The organism is Baekduia soli, assembly GCF_007970665.1.
Lineage (GTDB): Bacteria > Actinomycetota > Thermoleophilia > Solirubrobacterales > Solirubrobacteraceae > Baekduia > Baekduia soli.
On the sequence record NZ_CP042430.1, the window covers coordinates 3,887,926 to 3,907,876 of the forward strand.

Here is a 19,951-nt window from a genome sequence, read left to right on the forward strand (position 1 = left end):
CTGTCTCAGCCCGGATGCCTCAACTTCAGCCCTCAGACGTTCGGAACGTCCCGAGGCACGTCACCTAGGCGCCGGACGCCGGCGGCGGAGCCGTCGAGGCGACGTACAGCTCGCGCAGCTGGCGCTGGTCGACCGGGGCCGGTGCGCCCGTGAGCGGGTCGCCGCCGCTGGCCGTCTTGGGGAACGCGATGACGTCACGGATCGACTCGCGGCCGGCGAGGATCGCCACGATGCGGTCGATGCCCATCGCGATGCCGCCGTGCGGCGGAGCACCCTGCTTGAGCGCGTCGAGCAGGAAGCCGAACCGCCGGCGCGCCTCGTCCTCCCCCATGCCCAGCACGGAGAAGACCTGCTCCTGCACAGCCTGCTCGTGGATGCGGATGGAGCCGCCGCCGATCTCCACCCCGTCGAGCACGAGGTCGTAGCCGCGCGAGCCCAGGGCGCCGGGGTCGGAGAAGTCCGTGCCGGTGGGCGCGGTGAACGGGTGGTGGATCGCCGCCCAGCCGTCGTCGGTGGGCTCGAACATCGGGTACTCGATGATCCACAGGACGTCATGGCGCCCGTCGGGGATCAGGCCGAAGCGCTCGCCGAGCTCCAGGCGCAGCCCCCCCAGCGATGCCGCCGCCGTGGACTCCTGATCGGCGACGAACAGCAGCAGGTCGCCCTCGGCCGCCTCGAGCTCGGCATTGACCGCGCACATCTGCTCCGTCGTGAAGAACTTCGCGAGGTTGCCCGTCCAGGGCTGGTCGCCGGAGCCGGCGACGATCGGGGCCACGGCCTTGGCGCCGTGGATGCGCACGACGTCGTTGAGGCCCTCGAGCTCGGAGCGCGACAGCTCGCGCCGCCCGGCGTTGAGCGCGCGGATCACGCCGCCGCCCCCCAACACGCCCTCGAAGACCTTGAACTCCGACCCGCGCAGCAGCCCGCCGACGTCGTGGATCTCCAGCCCGAAGCGCGTGTCGGGCTTGTCGGAGCCGTAGCGCAGCATGGCCTCGGCGTAGGTCATCCGCGGCCACGGTGTCGGGGGGACGTCGAAGCCGTCCACCAGGCTGAAGACCGCGGTCATGACGGTCTCCATGACCTCGATGACGTCCTCCTCCTCCACGAAGGACATCTCGAGGTCGAGCTGGGTGAACTCGGGCTGGCGGAAGCCGCGCAGGTCCTCGTCGCGGAAGCAGCGCGCGATCTGGAAGTAGCGCTCGTAGCCCGCGATCATCAGCAGCTGCTTGAAGAGCTGGGGCGACTGGGGCAGCGCGTACCAGGCGCCGGGCTGCAGGCGGGAGGGCACGAGGAAGTCGCGCGCGCCCTCGGGCGTTGAGCGGGTGAGGATCGGCGTCTCGATCTCCAGGAAGTCGCGCTCGTCCAGGACGTCGCGCATCGTCTTGACGATCGCGTGGCGCAGCTCGAGCGTGCGGAGCATGACCTCGCGGCGCAGGTCGACCGCGCGGTGCTGCAGGCGCAGGGTCTCGTCGACCTCGACGTCCTCGTCGACGGGGAACGGCGGCGTGCCGGACTCCGCGAGCGTGCGCATCGAGGTGACCGAGACCTCGATGTCGCCCGTGGCGATGTTCGGGTTGCGGTTCTGCTCCTCGCGCCGCACGACCGTGCCGGCGACGCTGACGACGTGCTCGGAGCGCAGGCGCTCAGCGGCCGCGAACGCCTCGCCGCTGAGGTCGGGGTGGAACACGAGCTGCACGATCCCGCTGCGGTCGCGCACGTCGATGAAGATCAGGCCGCCGTGGTCGCGGCGCCGGTGCACCCAGCCCGCGACGCGGACCTCGCGGCCGGCGTCGCCGTCGCGCAGGTCGCCCGCCCACGTGTCGCGGAAGCCGTTCGGGCGCGGAGCGCGCCTCACGAGAGGTGCCGACCCTTCAGCACCGCCGCGACGACCGCCTCGGTCGCCAGCTCCTGCTGCTCGCCGCTCTCCATGTCCTTCAAGATGGTCCCTTCCTCCCCGAGGATGGCTACGTGGGCGGCACCCGACCGGTCGGCCTGCTTGAGCTGGCCCTTGCGCGAGCGGCCCCCGAGCTCGAGCTGGACCTCCAGCCCGGCACTTCGGGCCTGCTGGGCCAGGACGAAGGCGTCGACGCCGGTCCCGGCGACGTAGAGGTCGCAGACCAGCGCGTCGCCGCCGGCCCCGGGCAGGCGCTCGCCGGCCAGCAGCAGGCGCTCGATCCCCGCGGCCCAGCCCGACCCGGGCGCCGGGGGCAGCCCGAGTTGGGCGGCCAGGCCGTCGTAGCGCCCGCCGCCCCCGACGCCCGACTGGGCGCCGAGCGCGTCGGAGGTGAACTCGAACACCGTGCGCGTGTAGTAGTCCAGGCCGCGCACGAGGGTCGGGTCGATGACGTAGTCGATGCCGACGGCGTCCAGGCGAGCGCGGACCTCGGCGAAGTGCTCGGCGTCCTCGGGGGCCAGCTCGTCGAGCAGCAGCGGCGCGGAGGCCATGACCTCCCGCGTGCCGGGATGGTCGGAGTCGAAGGCCCGCAGCGGGTTGAGGTCGATCCGCGCACGGACGTCGTCGCTCAGGCGGTCGGCGTGGGCGCGCAGGTGCGCGGCGAGACGCTCGCGGTAGGCCGCGCGCGTCTCAGGCGTGCCGAGCGACCCGAGCCGCAGGCGCACACCCTCCACGCCGAGCTCGAAGATCAGCGTGTGCAGCAGCGCGATGAGCTCGGCGTCGACCGACGGGTCCGCGGAGCCGATCGCCTCGGCCCCGACCTGCCAGAACTGCCGGAAGCGCCCAGCTTGCGGCTTCTCCTGGCGGAAGAACGGCCCCAGGTACCAGAGCTTGACGGGCTGGGGGCCTTGTGCATCCCGTGCTCGACGTAGGCGCGCATGACCGGCGCGGTGCCCTCGGGACGCAGCGTCACCGAGCGCCCGCCGGCGTCGTCGAAGGTGTACATCTCCTTCTGGACGATGTCGGTCGACACGCCGACGCCGCGGGCGAAGAGATCGGTGTGCTCGAAGACCGGGGTCTCGACGCGGTGGTAGCCGGCGCCGCCGAGCACGCGGCGGGCGGCCGCCTCGACCGCGCGGCGCGCGGCGTCCTGCTCGGGGAGCACGTCGTACGTGCCCCGGGGAGCCTGCGGGCGCTCGCTCAAGATCCGGTGAGCTCGCTGAGGAAGGGGTTGCTCGCCCGCTCCCGGCCCAGCGTCGTCAGGCCCATGTGGCCCGGGTGCACGACGGTCTCGTCGTCGAAGCGGTCCAGCAGGACGGCGATGGAGGCCATCAGCGTCGCGTGGTCGGCGCCGGGCAGGTCGGTGCGCCCCACCGAGGACTGGAACAGGACGTCGCCGCTGAAGAGCAGGGGCGGCGCCTCGCCCGCCAGCGCGTAGGTCACGTGGTCGGGGCTGTGGCCCGGCGTGGAGACGACCTCGATCTCCAGCCCGGCGAGGTGGAGCGTCTCGCCGCCCGAGACGGTGTGCTCGGGGTCCCAGGACTCGAACGGCCCGAAGCCCGGCCAGGGCACGTAGGCCATGATGTCCTGCAGGATCCCGACCTCGCCCCGCGGGCAGTAGACCGGCGCGCCGGTGGCGCGCGCGACCGGCGCTACCGCGCCGATGTGGTCGAAGTGGCAGTGGGTCAGCAGGATGGCCTTGAGGTCCACGCCAAGCGCGTCGATGGTGCCGAGCAGCCTCGGGGCCTCGTCGCCGGGGTCGACGAGCAGCGCCTCCGTCGCGCCCTCGCGGCGCAGCAGGTAGCTGTTCTCCTGCACCGGCCCCACCGTGAACATCCGGACGTCCATGCCCTACAACTTCCCCTGGGCCTTCTTGGCCTGGCGGCGCTTGTAGATGTAGGCGTCGGTGTAATACCCCAGGGGCACGTACATCGCGAACATGAGCAGGCCGATCGCCAGGGCCATGACGATGTTCTTCTGCAGCACGGCGACGACGACGATGAACAGCACGGAGGCGATCCCGGCGCGGTTGGCCGCCGAGCGCCACGACGGCGGCCGGTCCAGGCGGTCGGACCTCAGCGCCTTGTTGGTCTTGGCGCGCTCGGACGCGGTGGGCGCGCGCCCCGTCCGGCCGCGGGACTCGACCATGCCGGCGGCGTTGCCGCGGTGCTTCGTCCGCCGCTTGCGCTTCGTCTGGGCCATGGCTCAGGACGATAGTGCTTCCAGGGCCTCCTCAACCGTCCGGCGGCCGCGGACCGGCACGTCGCCGGGGAAGGCGGCGAAGGCCGCTGCGGGCGCGAGCCCCACGAGCTCGCAGCCCGCCACCGTGGCGTGGCGCGCCACAGCGGCCACGACCGCGGCCAGCGGGACCGCGCGGTGGTCCTCCACGTTGGTCGAGACCTGGGCGATCGCGCCCCTGGCGGTGAGCTCGAGACCCAGCGCGCGGACGCCGGGCAGGCCCTCGGCCCCGCCCTCGCGGATCGCCGCGGCGATGGCCCGCGCCTGCGCCACGCCGGCCGGCGGGGCGAGCTCGACGTTGAAGGCCACGAGCGGGGCCCGCGCGGCGACGAGCACCGCCCCCGCGGTCGGGTGCAGGCGCGCGGGCCCGAAGTCCGGGGCCAGCTCGCCGCCGGCGATCCGCCGGGCCAGGGCGTCGCGCCCGCCGCGGCGGAGGAACGCGCGCGTGCGGCCGCCGGCCAGGACGCCGTAGAGGAAGACGGGCAGCCCCACCTCGTCCCCCAGCCGCTCGGCGACGACGAGCGCCTCGGCCGCCGCGGCGCCGCGGCGGGCGTCGTCGAGGTGGACCACCGGCGCGACGTCCAGCGCCCCGACGTGCGGGTGCACGCCGCGGGCGGTGCGCAGATCGATCCGCGCGACGGCCTCCCGCGCGCCCGCGACCAGCGCGTCGGCCAGGACGCGCGGCGGCGCGGCGAGGGTGTGGACCGCCCGGTGGTGGTCGGGGTCGGCGTGGGTGTCGAGGACCGCCGCGCCCGCCGCGCCGTAGGCCACGCCGATGGCCGCCACGACGGCGGGGTCGCGGCCCTCGGAGACGTTCGGCACGGCGATGAGCACGGCGACGGGGCAGGCTACCGGCGGGCCGCCGCGGTGATCACCGCTCCGATCGGTCCGGTCGCGTTTCGCCACGACCGCGCGGGGTAACCACGCCGCAATCGTCAAGAGGGGGGATGGACTCCGATGTCCGGCTTCGAGCTGACGGTCCAGCAGATCGGGAAGGGTGCCGTCCGCCTTCGGCTGCGGGGATCGCTGGACCTCGCCTACGCCTACCGGTTCGACGACGAGCTGCGCCACGCCGAGCGGGACGCGTCGTCCCTGCTCGTGCTGGACCTCCGCGGCCTGGACGCCGTGGACTCCGCGGGCATGTCGCGGATCCTGGCCGCCCGCCGACGGGCGCGCCGGACGGGCCGCCGGATGGTCCTGGTGCGCGGGTCGCGGGCCGTCCAGCGGTTCCTGCAGCTCGCCGCGCTCACCGAGCACTTCGAGTACGTCAGCGCGCCGGAGGACCTGGCCGTCGCGACGGCCGGCGCCGGCTAGGCCGCCGGGCCGGCACGGCGCGGGGTCAGAGGGTCGCCAGGTCGCGGACCTGGGTGAGGCGCAGGTGGTTGCCCGAGGGGTCGCGGAAGCCGGAGTCGATGCCGTAGGGGCGCTCCTCGGGCGTCTCGACGAACTCGACGCCGCGCCCCGTGAGCTCCTCGTAGGACGCCCAGCAGTCGTCGGTGGCCAGGAAGATCGTGCCGGCATAGCCCTTGGCCATGAGCGCGCGGACCTGGCCCGCGGAGTCGTCGTCCATCAACGGCGGTCCGGGGACCGGCATGAGGACGATCGCCATGTCGGGCTGACCGGCCGGGCCGACCGTCAGCCAGCGGAAGCCGCCCATCTCGGGCAGCGTGACGTCGGCGCGGACCTCCAGGCCGACCTTCTCGGTGTAGAACGCGAGCGCCTCGTCCTGGTCGTGCACCCAGAGCTGCGCGTTGGCGATGGTGATCATCGGGTCCTCCCGTGTCGTCGGTGATGGTGTGGGGGCCACGCTAGACGGGCGCGCGAGAGCTGTCTTCTCCAAACGTGCGGCGTTGCGGGCGCCCGTAGGCGCGCAGCACGCACGTCGGGACCAGCGCGCGGTCGGCGGCCGGCGGGAACGCCGCGCGGTAGGCCGCGGGCGGCATGCCGTAGGTGCGGGTGAAGCTCGTCGTGAACGAGCCCAGGCTCTTGAGGCCGACCGAGAAGCAGATGTCGGCGACGGCGTGGTCGGTCGTGCGCAGCAGCGCGGCGGCGCGCTCCAGGCGCCGGGTCAGCAGGTAGACGTGGGGCGGCTCGCCGAACGCGGCGCGGAACGCCCGGCTGAAGTGCGCCCGCGAGAGGCCGGCGGCGCGGGCGAGGTCCTCGACGCCCAGCGGCTCGGCGTAGCGGGCGTCGGCAAGGTCCTTGGCGCGCAGCAGGTGTCGGGCGGGAGGGACGAACGCCATGCCCCTCCAGTATCCCCGGCGCACGGGATAGGTTGGCCCGATGGACCTCGAACAGCGCCTCCGCGTGCCGGAGAAGGGCTTCCGCCTGGCCGAACGCGATCCCGCCGACACCGCGGGCATGGCCAAGAAGGACGGCCGCAGGCGGCGCGCCCGCGACCTCGAGCGCCTGGCCGAGCTGCAGGAGCGCCTGTACGCCGAGGGCACCCGCTCGCTGCTCATCGTCCTGCAGGCCATGGACGCCGCGGGCAAGGACGGGACGATCGCCCACGTCATGTCCGGGCTCAACGCCCAGGGGGTCAGCGTGACCTCGTTCAAGCAGCCGAGCCACCTCGAGCTGGCCCACGACTTCCTCTGGCGCACGCAGCTCGCGCTGCCCGACCGCGGCGACATCGGCGTGTTCAACCGCTCGCACTACGAGGAGGTGCTCGTCGTCCGGGTGCACCCGGAGTACCTCGCCGGGCAGGGCATCGACCCGGCGCAGGCCGGCCACGAGCGGTTCTGGGAGCAGCGCTACCAGGACATCCGCGGGTGGGAGCGCCACCTGGCACGCAACGGAACGCAGGTCATCAAGTTCTTCCTGCACATCTCCCGCGAGGAGCAGCGCCGTCGCTTCCTGTCCCGGGCCGAGGAGGAGCGCAAGAACTGGAAGTTCTCCGCCGGCGACGTCGCCGAGCGTGTCCACTGGGACGCCTACCAGGACGCCTACGAACGGGCGCTGCGCGCCACGAGCACCGAGGGCGCGCCGTGGTACGTCGTCCCCGCCGACCACAAGTGGTTCCTGCGCACGGCCGTCGCGTCGATCATCGTCGAGCACCTGTCGGCGATGGACCCGCACTTCCCCGAGCCCACCGCCGAGGAGGAGGCGGCGATGGAGAAGGCCGTCGCCGAGCTGCGCGTGGAGGGCTGAGGCGTCAGGCCCCCGCCTGCGCGGGATCGACGCCCGCCTCGGGCAGCTCGCCGGCGGGACCACGAACCACGGCGCGTGCTACCTCGCAGCGCGCGGACGACGTGCGCGTCAGAACGACACCGCGCCGGGGCCGGCGCGGTCGACGTCGACGATCTCGCGGCCCAGCGGCAGCAGGGACACGGGGATCAACTTGAAGTTGGCCAGGCCCAGTGGGATCCCGATGATCGTCAGGCACAGGGCGATGCCGGTGACCAGGTGCCCGAGGGCCAGCCACCAGCCGCAGAGCACGAGCCACAGGACGTTGCCGATGCCCGAGGCCAGGCCCGCGTCCGGGCGCCGGACGACGGTCCGGCCGAAGGGCCACAGCGCGAAGAGCGCTATCCGCAGCGCGGCCACGCCGAACGGGATCGTGATGATCAGGACGAAGCAGATCAGCGCCGCCAGCGCGTAGGCCAGGGCCATCCACACGCCGGCCAGGACGAGCCAGACCAGGTTGAGCAGCAGCCGCATCGGGCCGCGCGAGTCAGCCCGGGAAGCCGTCGTAGCGCGGCAGCCCGTCGTCGGGGATCGGCTCCCACGGCGCCGCGTCGGCGGCGAAGATGCGCGCCGAGGGCCGGACACCCGGGTCGCCGTCGACCGCGCCCAGCCGGATCGCGACCTTGGCCGGGTCGTCGGCCATCTCGGCCCACAGGCCGGAGCCGCAGATCCCGCAGAAGACCTTGACCATGCCGCCGGGCGGCGCCCACCGCCGCAGCTCCTGCTCGCCGGAGGTGATCCGGAAGGACCCGGGCTGTGCCCAGGCCGCGGCGCCCGTGCTCCCGCCGCTGCGCCGCTGGCAGCGGGTGCAGTGGCAGTACATGGCGTCGCCGAGCGGCTCGCTGAGCTCGAAGGTCACGGCGCCGCACCCGCAGGCGCCCGTCAGCACGGCCGTGGTCGTCATGGCCCGACCCTAGCCTCGCCCGTGGCCGGCGGTCAATCGGGGGCGGTCGCGTCCAGCGCGGCGACGGCCTGCTCGAAGCACGCGGCCGGCGGCGAGGTCAGCCCGAAGCCCACCGCTCCCCGCCCAAGCTCCCGGTGGACCATCACGATGTCGATGATCGGCCGGCGGCCCGTCTCCAGCACGCGGCGGGCGTCGACGCCCGCGGGCGCCGGGGCGTCGTCCAGGAGCGGCACGCGGTAGTCGGCGTGCTCGCCCAGCGCCGTCTGCCGCGCGCCGGCGAACAGCTCGCGGGCGCGCGCCTCGCCGACGCCCACGACCGGCCACAGCGCCGGCGCCGCGGCGAGCACCGTCGCGCCGAGGCCGTAGCACTCGATGAGCAGGGAGTCGCCGCAGCCGCGGCCGGCGTCGGCGGCGGTGAAGCCGTCGAAGAGCACGCCCTCGGGCACCTCGGCGGGCGCGGTGAACCAGCGGCCCGGCACGCCGGAGATGCGCACGCCCGCCTCCGTGCCGTTGGCGCCACAGGCGGTCACCAGGCTGGAGCCCGGGACGCCGTCGGCCGCGTCGCAGGCCAGCCGGCATGCGGCGAGCGAGACGGCGACGAAGAACTGGGGGTTGGTGGCGATGAACGAGAACACGCGGTCGGCGGCCGCGGGGGTCAGGCCGGCCTGCGCCAGGCCCGGGGCCAGGAGCTCGGCCAGCAGCGACGAGGTCGCGGCGTTGCGGTTGTGCAGCTCGTCGCCGCGACGCAGACCCTCGGCCATCAGCGCGTGGGCGTCGATCCCGCCGACGATCTGCAGGGCCCGGTCCAGCGCGGGGGCCAGCTCCTCGGCCATCCACCGCAGGCGCGTCAGCACGTCGGGCTCGTACATGCCCAGCACGAGCGCCTTGCCCTCGAGGCCCTCCATCACCGGGTGGAAGGCGCGTGCGCCCGTCGCGGCGTCCTCGACGACCACGACCGGGGTCGACGCGGTGATCGACCCCACCCCGCCGGCCATCGACGCGTGGTCCTGGGCGGCGGCGAAGCGGATCGACCCGGCGGCCGCGGCGCTCGCGGCCTCCTCCGGCGTGGCCGCCAGCCCCTCGTTCAGCGCGGCGCCGATCATCCCGCCGCGCAGCAGCTCGGACATGTCCTCCCACGCCTGGGGCGGCGCCGCGTGCAGGATGAGGCCGGGCTCCAGGCCGGGCACGACCTCGCCGGCGGGGCGGACGGCGACGAGGCGGGGCCGTGCCGACAGCAGGCGCGCGGCGGCGACGTCGTTGGGGGACGCGGGGGTGTCGGAGGGCATACCGGGAGTATCGCGGGGATGCGAAGCTCCACCCATGGCCACCAGGGACGCCGGAACCGTCGAGGCCGTCAACGTCGGCGAGCCGCGCGAGGTGCAGGCCGGTGACCACACGGTGTGGACGGCGATCTGGAAGCACCCCGTCGACGGGCGGGTGGCGCTGCGCGGCGTCAACCTGGACGGCGACGACCAGGCCGACCGCACCGTGCACGGCGGACCCGACAAGGCGGTCTACGCCTATGACGCCGCGGACACGGCCTGGTGGGAGGCCGAGCTCGGCCGGTCCCTGGGCCCCGGGGCGTTCGGCGAGAACCTCACGGTGGCCGGGGTGCCGGTCTCCGAGGCGGTGATCGGCGAGCGCTGGGCCGTGGGCAGCACGCTGCTCGAGGTGGCCCAGCCGCGCCTGCCCTGCTTCAAGCTCGGCCTGCGAATGGGCGATCCGCGCTTCCTCAAGCGCTTCGCGCAGGCCGCGCGGCCCGGCGCCTATCTGCGCGTGGTGCGGGAGGGCGACATCGGCGCCGGCGACGCGGTGCAGGTGCTCTCGCGCCCGCCCCACGGCGTCACGAGCGCGCTCGTGTCCCGCGCGATCCTCGGCGAGCCCGAGCTGCTGGACGCCGCGGCGGCCGCGCCCGAGCTCCCCGGCGAGCTGCGCGCCTGGATGCTCGAGCGCGCGATGGGCCGGGGGCGCTAGGTCCGCGACCCGCCCCACGACGTCGACCGTGCCCGAGCGCGCGCCCGCCGTCGGCGTGCTGCGGGCGCTATCGCGCTGACGAGGCGGCGCCGAGCAGCAGCTTCGCGGCCGCGATCACGTCGCCGGCCAGCCACGGCGGCAGCGAGCGGCCATCGGCGACGAGGTGGCGGCGCAGCGCGGCGCCGGGGAGGTCGACCACCGCACGGGTGACGGACTCCACCGCGCGCGCGCCGGCGCGGCCGTGCAGCGCGCGGGCGACGCGGGCCACCGCGGTCTCCAGCGGGGCGTTGATCGCGTCGAGGCGCTCGCGGAAGCCCTCGGGCGCCGCGTCGAGCAGGTCGCCGCGGCGCACGGCCAGCAGCAGGCGCGCGTCGCCGGGATGGCGGCCGGCGAACGCGACCATCGCGCCGGCCATGGCCGCGCCCGCCGCCACCGGGTGGTCCCGGTGGGCCGCATCGGCGGCCAGGACCTCGGCCTGGAAGCGCTCCAGCGCGCGCAGCCACGCGGCGGCGACGAGGCCGTCGCGGCTGCCGAAGCGGTGGTACAGCGTGCCGACGGGCGCGCCGCTGGCCCGCGAGATCACGGCGACCGAGGCCGCCCGCGGCCCGTCGGCCAGGACGATGTCGCGGGCGGCGTCCAGGATGTCGTCGGTCCGGTGTTTGCGAGGCGGCGCCATATCTGGAACGATCATTCCATATGAGCGACCTGCCGTACATCGACACGAACGTCGCCTCCGTCGCGGCGACGCCCGAGCAGGCCTGGTCGGCCCTGCTGGCGACCCTGCGCGGGCAGATGGGCGGCGCCGGCGCCGTGGCCCGCGCGCTGGGCTGCGATCCTGCGCGCGCGTCACCCGAGTTCGACGGGCGGCCCGGGCAGACGCTGCCGGGCTTCCGCGTCGCGCACGCCGACCCCGGGCACCGCCTCGAGCTGCGCGGGCGGCATCGCTTCTCGCGCTACAGCCTGACGTTCGCCCTGCACGACGGCACCGTGGCGGCCGAGACGCGCGCGGCGTTCCCCGGCGTCCTCGGCCGCCTCTACCGGGCCGCGGTCATCGACTCCGGCGCGCACCGCGTCATCACCCGCCGTCTCGTGCGGCAGGTCGCGCGCCACGCATGATCGGCGACCGCTGGGGCGCCACCGTCGAGGAGGTCGCCGCACGCCACCCGTGCGACGCGCTGGTCCCCGCCGGCGCCGTGCGCGCCGACCGCGCGATCTCGGTCGCCGCCCCCGTCGGGCTCGTGTTCCGGTGGCTGTGCCAGCTGCGCGCGGCGCCGTACTCCTACGACTGGCTCGACAACCGCGGCCGCCGCAGCCCGGCCGAGCTGACGCTGGGCCTGGACGACCTCCGCGCCGGCCAGCGGTTCATGACGCTGTTCCGGCTCGCGTGCTTCGCGCCCGGCGAGCACCTCACGCTGCGCAGCGGCCACGCCACCGCCGTGACCTACGCCACGCGGCCTCAGGCGGCCGGGACGCGGCTGGCCGTCCGGGTCGCGCTCGCACTGCCGCGGTGGGCCGCCGCCCCGCTCGTGGCCGGCGACCTCATCATGATGCGCCGCCAGCTCCTCACGCTCCGGGCGCTGGCCGAGCGCGACGCGGCGGCCTAGGCGTCGCGCGTGCCCGGGTGCCCGTCGCCGGGCCACGGGGCCAGGACGAGCAGCAGCCGGGCGTCGGTGACGGCCTTGACCGCGTGGCGCTCGTTGGGCTCGAACACCGCGGCCAGGCCCGGTCCCCCGGTCGTCCCGGCGAGGTCGACCTCGCCCGCGATCACCACCACGTAGGCCCGCTCGTGGACCTGGTGGTCCTGCATGGCCTCGCCGGCGGCCAGCCCGATGAGGATCGAGCGCGCCTCGCCGCGGGCCGAGTGCAGGATCCGCGGCCGGCGGTCGTCGAGCTCGACGGTCTGGAGATCCCAATGTTCCATCGGTCCAGACTACGCCCTCGAGGACTCGGTGCTCGTGCCGCGCGCCCTCGACGACCCCGCGCTCTCGGACGAGATCCTGGCCGACGTGCGCGAGGCGGTGAAGTCGGACTATGCTCGTGCCGGGCACCCGGACACGAGGACACCAACTTGAGCGTGAACCCGAAGAGCAAGTCGACCGCGACGAAGGAGAACGCGCTCGACGCGCAGGAGATCGACGACTTCCTGGCCGTGCGCCAGGACGGCCGGCTCGGCACGAACCGGGGCGACGGCTGGTGGCACGTGACCCCGATCTGGTACCTGTGGGAGGACGGCCGCTTCCACCACACGCTCGGCGCCGGCCGCCGGCACCTGCGCAACCTGCGCGCGGACCCGCACGCCACGCTGTGCGTCGACGAGGACCCGCGGCTGACCGAGGGCCTGGAGGCCGGCGCGCGCTCCGTCGTCTGCTTCGGCCTGGCCGAGCTCTCCACCGACGAGGACCTGATCCGCAGCGTCACGGAGAAGATCCTGGTGCGCTACCTGGGGCCCGAGGCGGGCGCCTACGTCGAGCCGATCATGGCCGAGGGCCGCACGATCGTGACCCTCACGCCGTCGGACTGGCTGACCTGGGACTACACCAAGGACTGAGGCGCCGCGGACACCGCGCGATCACTCCGCCTCCGGCGCGGTGCGCGGCTCGGCCAGGCCCTGGGCGGCCAGCTCGCGCAGCTTGTTCTTCTGCACCTTGCCGGTCACGGTCATCGGGTAGTCGATGCAGAAGCGCACGTAGCGCGGCACCTTGTAGTGCGCGAGCCGCCCGCGGCAGAACGCGCGGACGTCCTCCTCGGAGAGGCCGCTGCCCTCGCGGCGCACGACCCAGGCCATGGCCTCCTCGCCGAAGCGCTCGTCGGGAACGCCGACGACCTGGGCGTCGGCGATGTCGGGGTGGGTGTGGAGGAACTCCTCGATCTCCCGCGGGTAGACGTTCTCCCCTCCCCGGATGATCATGTCCTTGATCCGCCCGACGATCCGGATGTAGCCGTCCTCGTCCATGACGGCCTGGTCGCCGGTGTGCATCCAGCGCGCGGCGTCGATGGCCTGCGCGGTGCGCTGCGGGTCCTCCCAGTAGCCGAGCATCACGCTGTAGCCGCGGGTCTGGAACTCGCCGGTCTGCCCCCGCGCCAGCGTCCGGCCGGTGTCCGGATCGGCCACGCGGATCTCGACGTGCGGATGCACGCGGCCCACGGTCGCGACGCGATGCTCCAGGTCGTCCTCGGCCAGCGTCTGGGTCGAGACCGGCGACGTCTCGGTCATCCCGTAGGCGATGGTCACCTCCCCCATGCCCATGCGGTCGATGACCTTGCGCATCACCTCGATGGGGCACGGCGAGCCCGCCATGATCCCCGTGCGCAGCGACGACAGGTCGAAGCCGTCGAAGCCGGGGTGCTCGAGCTCTGAGATGAACATCGTCGGCACGCCGTACAGCGCCGTGCACCGCTCGGACTGCACGGCCTCCAGCACCGCCCCCGGCTCGAACCCCTCGCCCGGGAGCACGACGCACGCGCCGTGGGTGGTCGCCGCCAGGTTGCCCATGACCATGCCGAAGCAGTGGTAGTACGGCACGGGCACGCAGATCACGTCGCGCTCGGTCAGCCGGCAGCCCTCGCCGACGAAGTAGCCGTTGTTGAGGATGTTGTGGTGCGAGAGCATCGCGCCCTTGGGAAAGCCCGTGGTCCCGCTGGTGTACTGGATGTTGATCGGATCGCCGGCGTCGAGCCCGGCCGAGCGGGCCCGCAGCGCCTCGGGGTCGGTCGCCTCGGCGCCGGCCAGCAGCTCCTCCCACGAAGGAGTCCCGAGGTGGACGACGTGCTCCAGGCCTTCCAGGACAGGCCGTGCGGCCTGCGCCATCGCGACGTAGTCGCTGTCCTTGAAGCGCTCGGCGGCCACGAGCATCCGGCAGCCTGACTGGCGCAGGACGTACTCGAGCTCGTGGGACCGGTAGGCCGGGTTGATGTTGACCAGGATCACCCCGGCTCGGGCGGCCGCGTACTGCAGCACCGCCCACTCGGCGCGGTTGGGGCTCCAGATCCCCAGGCGGTCGCCGGCCTGCATCCCGCAGGCCATGAGGGCCCTGGCGACGCGGTCGACCTCGGCGTCGAACGCCGCGTAGGTCAGGCGCAGGCCCTGGGCCCGGGAGACGAGCGCGAGGCGGTCGGGGTGGCGCGCCGCGGTGCGGGCGAGGTTGTCGCCCACCGTGTCGCCCAAGAGCGGCACCGGCGATGCCCCGTGGGCGTAGGCGGGTGTCGCTGTGGCCATCCTCCGTCCTCCTGACCGACCTCAGGGGGAACATTTGAGACGCGGCCCCGAGCCCCTTGGGGTGCTCTCCGCTCGTCTTCGCCCTCCGCAAGCAGAGCGCGCCGGACGAGCTTCGGAGCGGCGGGCCTCGCAACCCCATGGCCTCGCTCTCCAGGACTCGGTTCCGCGTCTTGCGACCAACGTACGCCCGCCCGGGCGGCCGCGTCAACCCCCCGCGCGAGAAACACTCCGCACTGTGCACACGAATCGTCGTGGCGGCGTCGTTCACCGAGCACACCGATACCGCCCGCGCCCTGCAGGCCCTCGGGCAGCCGGCGGCCGCGCCCCGCGCCACCTACTCCTCCCCCGCCTCCTTGAGGTTCGGGTCGTCGTTGAACTCGCGCGTCGCGCGCAGGCCGGACTCCAGCATCCCGAGCTGGAGCCGGCAGTTGTCGTGCAACCCGTCCCAGCCGCCCTCGTCCTCGTCGGCGAGGATCGACTCGTACAGGCCGCGTGCGGTGGCGAAGTGCCCGTTGGCGTGCTCGGCCCCCGCCTCCCAGTAGTCGATCTCGGTGCCGCGGAACCGGTCCGACAGCCCGTCGGCCTCCATCATGCGCGCCGCGTTGGCGACGGCCGACAGCAGCCCGAGGCGCAGCGCGTGGCGCTGGTCGCGGACGAGGCGGTAGGCCTCCTTGATGACCTCGAGGTCGGTGACCTCCAGGCCGTCGCCCGCCCGCACCGCCTGCTCGAGCGCCGCGACGGTCGCGGGGTCGGCCACGCCGGTCGCCTCGAGCTCGGGTGGGTCGGGGTCGGGTGCCGGCCCGGGGCCGGGGAACGGGGGCAGCGGCGGCGGGAGCGGGTTGGGGCCGGGCGCCGGCGCGAAGCGGCGCGTCGAGGCCTGGAAGGCCGCGACCTGCTCCTCGGTCCTGGGCCCGTAGACCCCGTCGCTGTTGAGGACCCGGTCGCCGAGCCGGGCGTTGAGCAGGACCTGGAGGCGCAGGACCCGCGGGCCCGACTCCCCGAAGGCGGCGCCCCGGGCGCGCAGCGCCTGCGCGACCGGACGGCTCTCGGTCTCCTGCACGGGCTCGGGGTCGCCGGCGACCTGGCGTGCGAGCCGGATGACGCCCGCGGTCGCGCGGTTGCCGGCCACGCGCTGCAGCGCGAGGACGCGATGGCCCGCCGCCGGTGCCGCCGGGCCCGGCGACGGCGGTGTCCGGGCCCGGTCGGGCTGCCGCGCGCGCATCTCGGGACGAACGTACCGCAGCCGCGCACCGGATTCGCGACGAGCCGTCGGGCCCGGGTGACCGGGCCGCAGGACGGGTAGGGCAGGGAGGTGCCCGGCCGCAACGTCTCTCGCCCGTCCGCGCTCGCGCGCGCCCTCGCCGTCCCGGCGGTCCTCGCCGTGCTCGCCGCCGCCGGCTGCGGTGGCGACGGCACGGGCGGCGCGGGCACGACGACCACCGCGCCTGCGCCCAGCGCGCCGAGAACGACGACGGCCACGACCCCCGCGCCGGCGTCCCGGCTGATCGTCGGGATGGGCGATCAGAACGCCTCCACGTTCGCCAACCCGGCCTTCCTGGCCCTGGGCATCCGCCACGCACGCCTCGTCGTCTCCTACGACGCGATGTCGGTCGGGTTCGAGCGCCAGCTGGTCGACCAGTGGATGGCGGCGGTGACGAAGGCCGGGATCGCGCCCTTCGTGGCCTTCGGGCACTCGCGCGTGCACCCGGCCCGGCTGCCGAGCATCGGCGCCTACTCCGCGGCGGTGGCCGCGTTCCGCAGGCGCTACCCGCGGGTGCGCACGTTCGCCGCGTGGAACGAGGTCAACAACCAGTCCCAGCCGACCCAGCGCGCGCCGGAGCGCGCGGCGGCCTACTTCGACGCGCTGCGCGCACAGTGCCCGGGATGCACGCTGGTGGCCGGCGACGTCCTGGACCAGGCCGGGTTCGTCGGCTACCTGCGCCGCTACCGCGCCGCACTACGCAGCCGGCCGCAGATCTGGGGCCTGCACGACTACTCCGACACCAACCGCTTCCGCACCACCGGGACCAGGGCGTTCCTGCGCGCGGTCCCCGGCGAGGTGTGGCTGACCGAGACCGGCGGCGTGGCGAAGTTCGGCCGCAGCTTCCCGCTCGACCTCCAGCGCCAGGCGCGGGCGCTGCGCTACGCGTTCACGCTCGCGGACTCGAGTCCCCGCATCACGCGCATGTACCTGTACAACTGGCTCGGCGCCGGGCCCGCCGACCGCTTCGACGCCGGGCTCGTCGAGGCGGACGGCACGACGCAGCGCCCGGCCTACCGGGCGCTGGCGCGCGTGCTGCGCCGGCGATGACCCGTCGTCGACGTACGGCGTGCGTCGCCGGCACGGCTCGTCGGGTTCCGGACCCGCGGGCCCTCAGAGGGCGCTGGGATACGTCTCGGGCGGCTCGCCGCGCGTCCAGGCGGGGGTGCGTTCGAGCGGCTCGACCGCCCGCGTGTGGTCGACGTGGACGAGCGCGTCGAACTGCAGGGCGGCGCTGGCCGCGAAGTAGTGGCTCTCGCGCTCGGTCTGCGGGCGGTAGATGACGCCGATCGCCCGCTCGAGGCGCGGCTCGCGGAGCGCACGTCCACTGTCGCCGGCGGCGAGCGGGCACAGCAGGAGGGCCGGGATGCGGCTGGCGTGCAGCAGCGCCTCGTAGCTGTCGGGAAGTGCGCGGCGTACCTGCTTGCGCTCGGCCGGCCGGCCCCAGTCGCCGGCGGCGGTGACGGTCCCCATGTACGTCGTGAAGCCGACGTTGACCACGTCGCGGCCGTGACGCTCGCGCATGAGCTGGCCGATGTTCAGCTCGCCGCGCTGGCTCATCTCGGTGGCACGCGCGTCACCGACGTGCGAGTTGTGCGCCCAGACCACGACGCGTGCGGTGCCGCCGTGGCGGTCCAGGTGGGCGAGCAGCTCGTCGAGGGTGTCGGCCATGTGGCGGTCGCGGAGGTTCCACGAGCCTGCGCGGTCGCCGAACATCGTGCGGTAGTACTCCTCCGCGTCGGTGACCACTGCGGCGTTCTGCTCGGCGAAGAACTGCTCGTCCTCGGCGGCGATCCCGTCGCGGCGGAGGTACTCCCCGGCGCTGCGGCGCAGCTCGACGAGCTCTTCCAGGACGCGGCGCCGGCACGGCTCGCTGACGCCGGCCAGCACGGCCTGGCCGTAGGCGGCGCTCTCGCCCACGTACGGTTGCAGGCACTCGTACCTGGCCCGGGCGCGAGCGGCGGCGTCGGGGTCCTGGTCGCCGAGATAGGCGATGACGGCCTCCATGGAGGCCCCGAGGCTGTAGAGGTCCAGGCCGTAGAAGCCGACCTTGCGGGCCGTCTGGTGCACGCCGTCGTTGTGGGCACGCAGCCACCCGACCAGGTCCAGCACGTCGGCGTTGCGCCACATCCAGGTCGGGAAGCGCCGGAAGCCGCGCAGCCCCTCCTCGGCGTCCCGGGCCTCGGGGGCGCCGCGGATGTAGCGGCTCACGCGGTGGGCGTCGGGCCAGTCCCCCTCGATCGCCACGGCACAGAAGCCGTGCTCGGCGATGAGGCGCTTCGTGATGCGCGCGCGCTCGCGGTAGAACTCGTGGGTGCCGTGGCTGCCCTCGCCGAGCAGGACGATGCGGGCGTCGCCGACCCGAGCCATGAGCGGGTCGTAGTCGTGGCACCCGCCCGTGAGCGGGTGCGCCTCGCGCCGGATCGCGTCGAGGATCGCTTCCTCGCCCAGCGGGAGTGCGAGCGGAGCGGCCATCGCGTCAGCCACCCGCCGCCGCGAGCCGCCGCCCCGCCGGCACGAGATGCTCCGCGAACCAGTCGGCCGCCAGCCGCTGCACCGTCTCGAGCGCACCCGGCTCCTCGAACAGGTGTCCTGCGCCGGGCACGATGTCCAACCGGTGCGAGCAGCGCAACATGGCTGCCGCGTGCCGGTTGAGCTCGAGCACATCGGGGTCGTTCCCGCCGACCAGGAGCAGCGTCGGCGCGGTCACGTGGGGCAGGCGGTCGGCGGCGAGGTCCGGCCGGCCACCGCGGGACACGACGGCCTGGACCGAGACGCCCACGACAGCCGCGGCCCGCAGCGCGGCGGCGGCGCCTGTCGACGCGCCGAAGTAGCCCACGGGGAGGTCCCGGGTCTGCGGCGCCTCCAGCGCCCACCGGGTCACGAGCTCGAGCCGGCGCGCCAGCAGCGGGATGTCGAACACCAGCTCGCGGCGCCGCGCCTCGGGCTCGGTCAGCAGGTCGAACAGCAGGGTCGCGAACCCTGCCGCGTTGAGCGCTGCCGCAACGGCACGGTTGCGCGGGCTCAGGCGGCTGCTGCCGCTGCCGTGCGCGAAGATGACGAGCGCCAGCGGCCGCACGGGGAGCGTCAGATCGCCGTTGAGCACGACGCCGCCGACGTCCAGCCGCACCGGGTGCGGTGTGGCGGGCTCGCCGGCCGCCGTCCGCTCGGAGGCCGCGCCGAGCAGCGCGAGCACCTCGTCGTCGGAGACCGGGGCGAAGTCCTCATACCACCGGCCGACGCCGCGGAGGTCGTGCGGGATGGTGTGGCACACCACCTCGTCGGCCTCCTCGGCCAGGCGCGCGACGGACTCGCGAGCCCCCACGGGGACGGCGACGACGATCCGCCTCGCGCCGCGTGCTCGCAGCGCACGGACGGCGGCGAGGTCGGTCAGGCCGGTCGCCACGCCGTCGTCGACGATGACGACGGTTCGTCCGCTCACCTCGACCGCCGCGCGCCCGTCGCGGTAGCGCTCGACGCGCCGCCGCAGCTCGCGCACCTCGCGCGCGACTGTCTGATCGAGCAGCTCCTGCGTCATGCCGACGCGCTGCGCGGTGTCCCGGTCCAGGACGGCGTTTCCGTCCTCGGTGATGGCGCCCACCCCGTACTCGGGGTTGCCGGGCGCGCCGAGCTTGCGCACCGCGAGGACATCGAGCGGCGCATGCAGCGCCCGCGCGACCTCGAAGCCGACCGGCACGCCGCCACGCGGGAGCGCGATCACGACCGGGTGCTCCGAGGCGAGCGTGTCGAGCTGCTCGGCCAGCCGGCGCCCTGCGTCACGACGGTCCATGAACGTCATGCACCGATCCTGGCGCGTGCCGGCCGGGCGGACATCCGCGCCTATCCACAGCCGATCCGGGCTTTTCCGCAGTACCTCCGCGGTCGCCGGGAGGTCCGTATCGTTGGCCCGACCCATGCTCCGCGGTCTCACGCCCACCGGCACCCGAGCCGGCACGTCACGATCCGGATGGCGCCGGCGGCTCGGCCTCGCGATCGCCGCCGGGTCGGTCGCGATCGAGGCCGCGGCGATCCGGCGCCGGGGCTACCCGATCGCGGGCAAGGTCGTCGTCCGCTGTCGCGACGGCCACCTCTTCACCACGCTCTGGATCCCCGGCGCGTCGGTGAAGGCCCTCCGGCTGGGCCCGTGGCGCATCCAGCGCTGCCCGGTCGGCCGGCACTGGTCGCTCGTGACGCCGGTGCGGCGAGCCGGCCTCTCGCCCGAGCAGCGGCGCCTCGCCGCCGCCGCGAGGGACGTCGGCCTCCCCTGAGGCGCGGCGG

The 19,951-nt window shown here is 74.5% G+C and carries 24 protein-coding genes and 1 pseudogene; 9 read left to right on the forward strand and 16 right to left on the reverse strand.

The annotated features are described in order from the left end of the window. Nucleotides 1-64 precede the first annotated feature (64 nt). From aspS to FSW04_RS18740, 5 genes and pseudogenes are all read right to left on the reverse strand, one after another. On the reverse strand, nucleotides 65-1,855 hold the full coding sequence (gene aspS, locus FSW04_RS18720; RefSeq protein WP_146921764.1) for an aspartate--tRNA ligase: 1,791 nt from the start codon (nucleotides 1,853-1,855) through the stop codon (nucleotides 65-67). Then, nucleotides 1,852-3,098: pseudogene (gene hisS / locus FSW04_RS18725) on the reverse strand (histidine--tRNA ligase). The gene aspS and the pseudogene hisS overlap by 4 nt, the downstream one beginning before the upstream one ends. Next, entirely contained in the window at nucleotides 3,095-3,742 is a 648-nt protein-coding gene (locus tag FSW04_RS18730) for an MBL fold metallo-hydrolase (protein ID WP_146921765.1), read from the reverse strand. The pseudogene hisS and the gene FSW04_RS18730 overlap by 4 nt, the downstream one beginning before the upstream one ends. Nucleotides 3,743-3,745: 3 nt before the next feature. Further along, nucleotides 3,746-4,096, reverse strand: a complete 351-nt coding sequence (locus tag FSW04_RS18735; protein WP_146921766.1) for a hypothetical protein — start codon at nucleotides 4,094-4,096, stop codon at nucleotides 3,746-3,748. 3 nt (nucleotides 4,097-4,099) lie between these two features. Continuing rightward, the gene (locus FSW04_RS18740; protein ID WP_187368909.1) at nucleotides 4,100-4,966 is read right to left on the reverse strand and encodes a glutamate formiminotransferase; all 867 of its coding nucleotides are present in this window, start codon (nucleotides 4,964-4,966) and stop codon (nucleotides 4,100-4,102) included. 123 nt (nucleotides 4,967-5,089) lie between these two features. On the opposite strand from FSW04_RS18740, the gene FSW04_RS18745 reads away from it, so the two are divergent. Further along, nucleotides 5,090-5,446: an STAS domain-containing protein gene (locus FSW04_RS18745; protein ID WP_146921768.1), complete on the forward strand. Its 357-nt coding sequence runs from the start codon at nucleotides 5,090-5,092 to the stop codon at nucleotides 5,444-5,446. Nucleotides 5,447-5,471: 25 nt separating this feature from the next. Here FSW04_RS18745 and FSW04_RS18750 read toward each other — a convergent pair whose 3' ends face one another. Next, on the reverse strand, nucleotides 5,472-5,900 hold the full coding sequence (locus FSW04_RS18750; protein ID WP_146921769.1) for a VOC family protein: 429 nt from the start codon (nucleotides 5,898-5,900) through the stop codon (nucleotides 5,472-5,474). A 40-nt stretch (nucleotides 5,901-5,940) separates the two neighbouring features. After that, nucleotides 5,941-6,375 carry a helix-turn-helix domain-containing protein gene (locus FSW04_RS18755; RefSeq protein ID WP_146921770.1) on the reverse strand — a complete coding sequence of 145 codons (435 nt, stop codon included), beginning with the start codon at nucleotides 6,373-6,375 and terminating at the stop codon, nucleotides 5,941-5,943. Between the two features lie 40 nt (nucleotides 6,376-6,415). Here FSW04_RS18755 and FSW04_RS18760 point away from each other — a divergent pair, with 40 nt between their 5' ends. Then, on the forward strand, nucleotides 6,416-7,282 hold the full coding sequence (locus tag FSW04_RS18760; RefSeq protein WP_146921771.1) for a polyphosphate kinase 2 family protein: 867 nt from the start codon (nucleotides 6,416-6,418) through the stop codon (nucleotides 7,280-7,282). A 108-nt stretch (nucleotides 7,283-7,390) separates the two neighbouring features. Here the strand turns inward: FSW04_RS18760 and FSW04_RS18765 are convergent, their stop codons facing one another. The 3 genes from FSW04_RS18765 to FSW04_RS18775 are packed head-to-tail and all read right to left on the reverse strand — an operon-like array spanning nucleotide 7,391 to nucleotide 9,508. Then, nucleotides 7,391-7,792 (reverse strand): YccF domain-containing protein, encoded by a 402-nt coding sequence (locus FSW04_RS18765; RefSeq protein ID WP_146921772.1) that lies wholly within the window; start codon nucleotides 7,790-7,792, stop codon nucleotides 7,391-7,393. Between the two features lie 13 nt (nucleotides 7,793-7,805). Continuing rightward, on the reverse strand, nucleotides 7,806-8,222 hold the full coding sequence (locus FSW04_RS18770) for a GFA family protein (RefSeq protein WP_146921773.1): 417 nt from the start codon (nucleotides 8,220-8,222) through the stop codon (nucleotides 7,806-7,808). Between the two features lie 32 nt (nucleotides 8,223-8,254). Further along, on the reverse strand, nucleotides 8,255-9,508 hold the full coding sequence (locus tag FSW04_RS18775) for a YlbE family protein (protein WP_187368910.1): 1,254 nt from the start codon (nucleotides 9,506-9,508) through the stop codon (nucleotides 8,255-8,257). A 34-nt stretch (nucleotides 9,509-9,542) separates the two neighbouring features. Between FSW04_RS18775 and FSW04_RS18780 the strand changes: the two genes are divergently transcribed. Next, complete coding sequence (locus FSW04_RS18780) at nucleotides 9,543-10,196, forward strand: MOSC domain-containing protein (RefSeq protein ID WP_146921775.1); 654 nt, start codon at nucleotides 9,543-9,545, stop codon at nucleotides 10,194-10,196. A 67-nt stretch (nucleotides 10,197-10,263) separates the two neighbouring features. On the opposite strand, the gene FSW04_RS18785 is transcribed toward FSW04_RS18780, so the two are convergent. Next, entirely contained in the window at nucleotides 10,264-10,872 is a 609-nt protein-coding gene (locus FSW04_RS18785; RefSeq protein WP_146921776.1) for a TetR/AcrR family transcriptional regulator, read from the reverse strand. Between the two features lie 20 nt (nucleotides 10,873-10,892). Here FSW04_RS18785 and FSW04_RS18790 point away from each other — a divergent pair, with 20 nt between their 5' ends. Then, complete coding sequence (locus FSW04_RS18790) at nucleotides 10,893-11,312, forward strand: hypothetical protein (protein ID WP_146921777.1); 420 nt, start codon at nucleotides 10,893-10,895, stop codon at nucleotides 11,310-11,312. Continuing rightward, nucleotides 11,309-11,800 carry a hypothetical protein gene (locus FSW04_RS18795; RefSeq protein ID WP_146921778.1) on the forward strand — a complete coding sequence of 164 codons (492 nt, stop codon included), beginning with the start codon at nucleotides 11,309-11,311 and terminating at the stop codon, nucleotides 11,798-11,800. Before FSW04_RS18790 ends, FSW04_RS18795 begins: the two co-directional genes overlap by 4 nt. Here FSW04_RS18795 and FSW04_RS18800 read toward each other — a convergent pair. Beyond that, nucleotides 11,797-12,117, reverse strand: a complete 321-nt coding sequence (locus FSW04_RS18800) for a cupin domain-containing protein (RefSeq protein ID WP_146921779.1) — start codon at nucleotides 12,115-12,117, stop codon at nucleotides 11,797-11,799. The two genes, FSW04_RS18795 and FSW04_RS18800, sit on opposite strands and share 4 nt — an antisense overlap. A gap of 28 nt (nucleotides 12,118-12,145) precedes the next feature. Here FSW04_RS18800 and FSW04_RS27950 point away from each other — a divergent pair, with 28 nt between their 5' ends. After that, nucleotides 12,146-12,268, forward strand: a complete 123-nt coding sequence (locus FSW04_RS27950; RefSeq protein WP_267128252.1) for a hypothetical protein — start codon at nucleotides 12,146-12,148, stop codon at nucleotides 12,266-12,268. Between the two features lie 2 nt (nucleotides 12,269-12,270). Continuing rightward, entirely contained in the window at nucleotides 12,271-12,744 is a 474-nt protein-coding gene (locus tag FSW04_RS18805) for a pyridoxamine 5'-phosphate oxidase family protein (protein WP_228431314.1), read from the forward strand. A 21-nt stretch (nucleotides 12,745-12,765) separates the two neighbouring features. On the opposite strand, the gene FSW04_RS18810 is transcribed toward FSW04_RS18805, so the two are convergent. Both FSW04_RS18810 and FSW04_RS18815 read right to left on the reverse strand, forming a co-directional pair. Beyond that, nucleotides 12,766-14,412, reverse strand: coding sequence for an AMP-binding protein (locus FSW04_RS18810; RefSeq protein ID WP_146921781.1), 1,647 nt, complete (start codon nucleotides 14,410-14,412; stop codon nucleotides 12,766-12,768). 334 nt (nucleotides 14,413-14,746) lie between these two features. After that, on the reverse strand, nucleotides 14,747-15,634 hold the full coding sequence (locus tag FSW04_RS18815) for a peptidoglycan-binding domain-containing protein (protein ID WP_146921782.1): 888 nt from the start codon (nucleotides 15,632-15,634) through the stop codon (nucleotides 14,747-14,749). Nucleotides 15,635-15,724: 90 nt separating this feature from the next. Here FSW04_RS18815 and FSW04_RS18820 point away from each other — a divergent pair, with 90 nt between their 5' ends. Then, nucleotides 15,725-16,723, forward strand: coding sequence for a glycosyl hydrolase (locus FSW04_RS18820; protein WP_146921783.1), 999 nt, complete (start codon nucleotides 15,725-15,727; stop codon nucleotides 16,721-16,723). A 63-nt stretch (nucleotides 16,724-16,786) separates the two neighbouring features. Here FSW04_RS18820 and FSW04_RS18825 read toward each other — a convergent pair whose 3' ends face one another. Both FSW04_RS18825 and FSW04_RS18830 read right to left on the reverse strand, forming a co-directional pair. Beyond that, complete coding sequence (locus tag FSW04_RS18825) at nucleotides 16,787-18,148, reverse strand: erythromycin esterase family protein (protein WP_146921784.1); 1,362 nt, start codon at nucleotides 18,146-18,148, stop codon at nucleotides 16,787-16,789. Between the two features lie 4 nt (nucleotides 18,149-18,152). Next, complete coding sequence (locus tag FSW04_RS18830; RefSeq protein ID WP_146923868.1) at nucleotides 18,153-19,472, reverse strand: phosphoribosyltransferase family protein; 1,320 nt, start codon at nucleotides 19,470-19,472, stop codon at nucleotides 18,153-18,155. Between the two features lie 115 nt (nucleotides 19,473-19,587). On the opposite strand from FSW04_RS18830, the gene FSW04_RS26320 reads away from it, so the two are divergent. Next, complete coding sequence (locus FSW04_RS26320; protein ID WP_187368912.1) at nucleotides 19,588-19,941, forward strand: hypothetical protein; 354 nt, start codon at nucleotides 19,588-19,590, stop codon at nucleotides 19,939-19,941. The last annotated feature ends 10 nt before the right edge of the window (nucleotides 19,942-19,951 follow it).